Annotated in this window: 1 protein-coding gene; it reads right to left on the reverse strand. The window is 68.3% G+C overall.

From position 1 onward, the window contains the following. Positions 1-993: IS4 family transposase (locus ABGA98_RS45645; protein WP_347624744.1), on the reverse strand; the 993-nt coding region annotated here is incomplete at its 3' end. Positions 994-1,104 lie beyond the last annotated feature (111 nt).

A 1,104-nucleotide genomic window follows, 5' to 3' on the forward strand; every position in this document is an offset into this window, starting at 1 on the left:
GGTGCGGGCGCGCAGGACTCGTCCGCCCAGGATGGTGGATTTGATCTCCAAATAGGCGGTCTCGATCTCCCAGCGCTGGTGGTAGAGGGCCAGCAGGTCGGCTGCGGGATGGCGGTGGGAGTCGGTCAGGGTGGTGATGAGGCGGTAGGTGGCGGTGCGCTGCCCCGCCCGGGTGGTGACGGTGATGGCGGCGTCGATGACGCGGACGGGGGTTGGCCCCAGGATGGACAGGTAGGAGCCGTCATGACACCGGGCCAGGAGGGGAAGGCGGCGGCCGTTTTTGACCCGGACCAGGACGTGGGCGCCGGTGGCGGCGATGTCTTTGATCAGGGTGTTGACGGCGAAGTTGCGGTCCAGCAACACGATCATGCCGTGGTGCAGGCTCCCCAGCAGGCGCGGTGCCAGGGTGGTCTCGCCGGTCGAGGCCGGGGCGACGACCGCATCCAGCAGGGTACGGGTGCCGCAGGCGAGCAGGGTCAGCAGGCGCAGCGCCGGATAACCGGCACCGCCGTGGTTGCCGCGCTGCTTGGGGTAGACGGTCAGGTTCGCGAGGCTGTCGGGCACGCTCATGACGGTGCCGTCGATCGCGCAGACCAGCATTCCGTGCCAGCGGGTGCCGGGGGTGGCGATACCGGCCGCCGGACCGCGTAACAGCTCCAGCAGCCAGCGTATGGGGGCTGCGGTGAGGCGTCTGCGCGCCTGGGCCATGGCCGCGCCGGTAGGGGAGGCGATGGACAGGCCACTCAGCCCCGCCGTCAGCCGCTGCCATACCTGCTGCCAGCCCAGCTCGGGAAACAACGCGCCGGCCAGCACCAGGTAGACGGCCACCCGGGAGGGGAGGTCCCGTATCCGCCGCTGCACCCGGCCGGTCTGCCGCAGCGCCTCATCGACCATCTCGAAGGGCAGCAGTTGTGTCAGTTCTCCCAGATGGCCGGGGGCGAAGGCGCCCGATGCCACCACGAGGGTGCGGTTGATGACAGACTTGGCTTCCAACGGAGCTCCTGCACCGAACAGTGATCTTGGTCGACACCGTTCTAGCAGGAGCTCCGTGTCTATTTCGAGTGGTCTTGACTCCACTCACACACGCTTAACTACACGGCATTG

Source organism: Nonomuraea sp. B1E8, from assembly GCF_039871515.1.
In the GTDB taxonomy this organism is placed as follows: domain Bacteria; phylum Actinomycetota; class Actinomycetes; order Streptosporangiales; family Streptosporangiaceae; genus Nonomuraea.